This window comes from Flavobacterium sp. (assembly GCF_040382755.1).
GTDB lineage: Bacteria > Bacteroidota > Bacteroidia > Flavobacteriales > Flavobacteriaceae > Flavobacterium.
The window spans coordinates 1-2,475 of sequence record NZ_JBEIET010000201.1 but is presented as its reverse complement, the minus strand read 5'-3'; the positions used below and the strand labels follow the sequence as shown (position 1 = coordinate 2,475).

Sequence of the window (2,475 nt, the reverse complement as noted above, 5' to 3'; positions counted from 1 at the left end):
TCATCTGTAAACAACCATATTATAATAAATAAAAAAGCAAAAAATAAGCTAATGCGAAGCGAAAGCGAAGCAAATGGTAAGCAAATGATAAGCAAATACGAAGCAAACATTGAGCAAAATATAAGCACAAAAATATTTTTTCAAAATTACGAGATTCAATCATTATCTCTCAATACTTACTTATTTAATCTATTATAAATTTATAATAAAAATCATTTTCATACAGAAATTTTTTAGGCAAAATTCAATTCCAGATTCAAATAATTCCATCTTATCATCTTGTTAAACCCAACAAAACGTTAAGCATTAAGGAAACTAAGGATATTAAGGATATTAAGGAAACAAAGGACACATAAACAACCAAAAAGATTATAAGTTTGTTATAAAAAAGTATTTTTTGACGAAAATTCTAGAGGGGTATATATAAATAATCAACTTCCGATTAGACCGAAAAAATCGACTTTTTAGCTGAAAATCAGCCTATTAGGCATAAAAAAAGAGGTAAAAGTTAAATTTTACCCCTTAATTCTGTCTTTTTTGGTGTTAATTAAACAGATAAATTAGTAATAATATGCTATAAATTAGCACTACTCGAATAATACTAGCCTTTATTTGTTCTTTTTCGGTCAACCAATTGGTTAAATTTTCACTTTTTAGATGGATTAATAAACATAGCAGGAATCTATCAGCTACAAATAAACCAACTATTAAAGGAAAAAGTAAAATAGTTTTACTAGAATGGTAAATCATTTTTAACAGTCTCATTGCTTTCCTTTTTTACAAATTTCTTACCATTACCGACAAATATAAATTCATTTTCAAACTTCGCCTTAAGTTGAATTGTATTATTAAACTTGTCGGGTGTATCATTTATAAACATTGTTACACTTATAAACTCGTTACCATTTTTTGAAATAAATTTTTCTAATTTTTTTAACTCACTGAAATTTAAACTAATCGAATACATTTTTAATATAATTTTAAATTAATAAATTGTTTTTTGCTTCTGTTTTGCTTCTGCTTTGCTTTTTACTCTGATGTATCAAAGTATTTAATCATGTTGTTTATTTGTTAAATTGTTCTAATAATTTCAATGTGTAATGGTATTCTTTTTCTATGTATTCATAGGGCAAAAGTACATTATACTTATCGACTGTCTTACTTATTATCTCCTCTGTTATTGTGTTTGAAACTTCCATCAGCAAAGATATTTCATTTATCATTCTGTTGGTTTCTGCTTTCATTTGTCTATATGTTTCTAAGCTTTCCATGTTATTATAATTTAATTATGATCTTATTATTATTTAGGTCTATAAGTGTATTTTATTACTAATAGCCAAAAGATAAAAATTAAAAATAGTGCTATTACATCAATTATAACTAAAATTATTTTTGACGTGTTTTTTTCTGTTCTTCTCATATTGTCGGGTTTATGTATTCTTTAAAGTTAAAATTATAAACTTCTTTTTCGTTCTCTTCGTTCTGTTCTTCTGTTAGTTCGTCATCTGTTAGATGATAAACTTCTATACTATCAAAGAAATAAAAAATATCCGTGGCTGTTATTTCTTCGCTTTCGTATGTGTCAAAAACTGCTTCAATTATACTTTGTAGATTATATTTGTCCGTTACCTCTATTGCGTGACAATATAAACCTTTTCTTTCTTCTACTATTTTATACAATAGTTTGTTTTTGTTTGTCGTTTCCATCACTCTAGTATTAAATTGTTTTGTAATATCATTCTATTAATATAATTATTCATTTTTTCGGGTTCGGGTTTGTATGTTTCTACTATTTTTTTATTGTTTCTATTCATTTCTAATATTCTTATAACTATTCCATTTGAAGGAAAAAAACTTTCTAATTTTACATTATCAATGTAGCTTATTTTAACGTGGCTTATTGACAAAATTAAACTTTTATGCTCTTTAGAATAGTAAGTTCTAACTTTTAAGAACTCGTTGTTGTTGTCGCTTTTTACTTTTATATATTCTTTCATCTTATTAAAATTTAATATTAATATCTATTTTATCAATCTCTAAAACTTGAACTCTTAAGCTTTGATTCATGTAATTCTGTGCAAAGGTTATCGCATTTGATATGCTTTCAAATTTTCGTATAAAAATATCTTTTCCATTAATTATTAAAAAAGTTTTTGTTTCTTGTTGTGGTTCTGTTTTCATAGCTGCATTTATTTTATTTGTATTTCTGTTCCGTCCCATTCTTTATTATTTAAATAAAAAATACCTTTTTTGCTTGAAATATTAACTCCTGGGAGTGCGTTTAAACGTTCTTTAGTTGTGTTGGTGTTGTATCCTTCAGTTTTTATTATTAACGTTCTTTCGGGGTCGTTGTATCTGTATGCTATTATCGTTTTATATAGTTTTAACATAGTTACATTGGGCAAAACTATGATTTCAGTATTTGAATTTTTGTATTTTTCAGCATTTAAAAAATTGTTAATTGCTTCTTTAGTT

Annotated in this window: 7 protein-coding genes; 1 reads left to right on the top strand and 6 read right to left on the bottom strand. The window is 25.5% G+C overall.

Features of this window, described 5'->3' with window-relative positions; all coding sequences use genetic code 11:
- A partial coding sequence (locus tag ABWO04_RS11150) for a hypothetical protein (RefSeq protein ID WP_353079767.1) occupies positions 1 to 198 on the top strand: 198 nt, incomplete at its 5' end.
- A gap of 535 nt (positions 199 to 733) precedes the next feature.
- Here the strand turns inward: ABWO04_RS11150 and ABWO04_RS11145 are convergent.
- From ABWO04_RS11145 to ABWO04_RS11120, 6 genes are all read right to left on the bottom strand, one after another.
- Positions 734 to 967 (bottom strand): hypothetical protein, encoded by a 234-nt coding sequence (locus tag ABWO04_RS11145; protein ID WP_353079766.1) that lies wholly within the window; start codon positions 965 to 967, stop codon positions 734 to 736.
- Positions 968 to 1,064: 97 nt separating this feature from the next.
- Positions 1,065 to 1,244, bottom strand: a complete 180-nt coding sequence (locus ABWO04_RS11140; protein ID WP_353079765.1) for a hypothetical protein — start codon at positions 1,242 to 1,244, stop codon at positions 1,065 to 1,067.
- 172 nt (positions 1,245 to 1,416) lie between these two features.
- The gene (locus ABWO04_RS11135) at positions 1,417 to 1,707 is read right to left on the bottom strand and encodes a hypothetical protein (protein WP_353079764.1); all 291 of its coding nucleotides are present in this window, start codon (positions 1,705 to 1,707) and stop codon (positions 1,417 to 1,419) included.
- Entirely contained in the window at positions 1,707 to 1,997 is a 291-nt protein-coding gene (locus ABWO04_RS11130; protein WP_353079763.1) for a hypothetical protein, read from the bottom strand. Before ABWO04_RS11130 ends, ABWO04_RS11135 begins: the two co-directional genes overlap by 1 nt.
- A 4-nt stretch (positions 1,998 to 2,001) precedes the next feature.
- Positions 2,002 to 2,181: a hypothetical protein gene (locus ABWO04_RS11125; protein ID WP_353079762.1), complete on the bottom strand. Its 180-nt coding sequence runs from the start codon at positions 2,179 to 2,181 to the stop codon at positions 2,002 to 2,004.
- A gap of 8 nt (positions 2,182 to 2,189) precedes the next feature.
- On the bottom strand, positions 2,190 to 2,475 hold a 286-nt coding region (locus ABWO04_RS11120), incomplete at its 5' end, for a hypothetical protein (RefSeq protein ID WP_353079761.1).

Coding starts and splice junctions, on each gene's coding strand:
- ABWO04_RS11145 (WP_353079766.1), bottom strand. CDS start 967: ATGTATTCGATTAGTTTAAATTTCAGTGAGTTAAAAAAATTAGAAAAA.
- ABWO04_RS11140 (WP_353079765.1), bottom strand. CDS start 1,244: ATGAAAGCAGAAACCAACAGAATGATAAATGAAATATCTTTGCTGATG.
- ABWO04_RS11135 (WP_353079764.1), bottom strand. CDS start 1,707: ATGGAAACGACAAACAAAAACAAACTATTGTATAAAATAGTAGAAGAA.
- ABWO04_RS11130 (WP_353079763.1), bottom strand. CDS start 1,997: ATGAAAGAATATATAAAAGTAAAAAGCGACAACAACAACGAGTTCTTA.
- ABWO04_RS11125 (WP_353079762.1), bottom strand. CDS start 2,181: ATGAAAACAGAACCACAACAAGAAACAAAAACTTTTTTAATAATTAAT.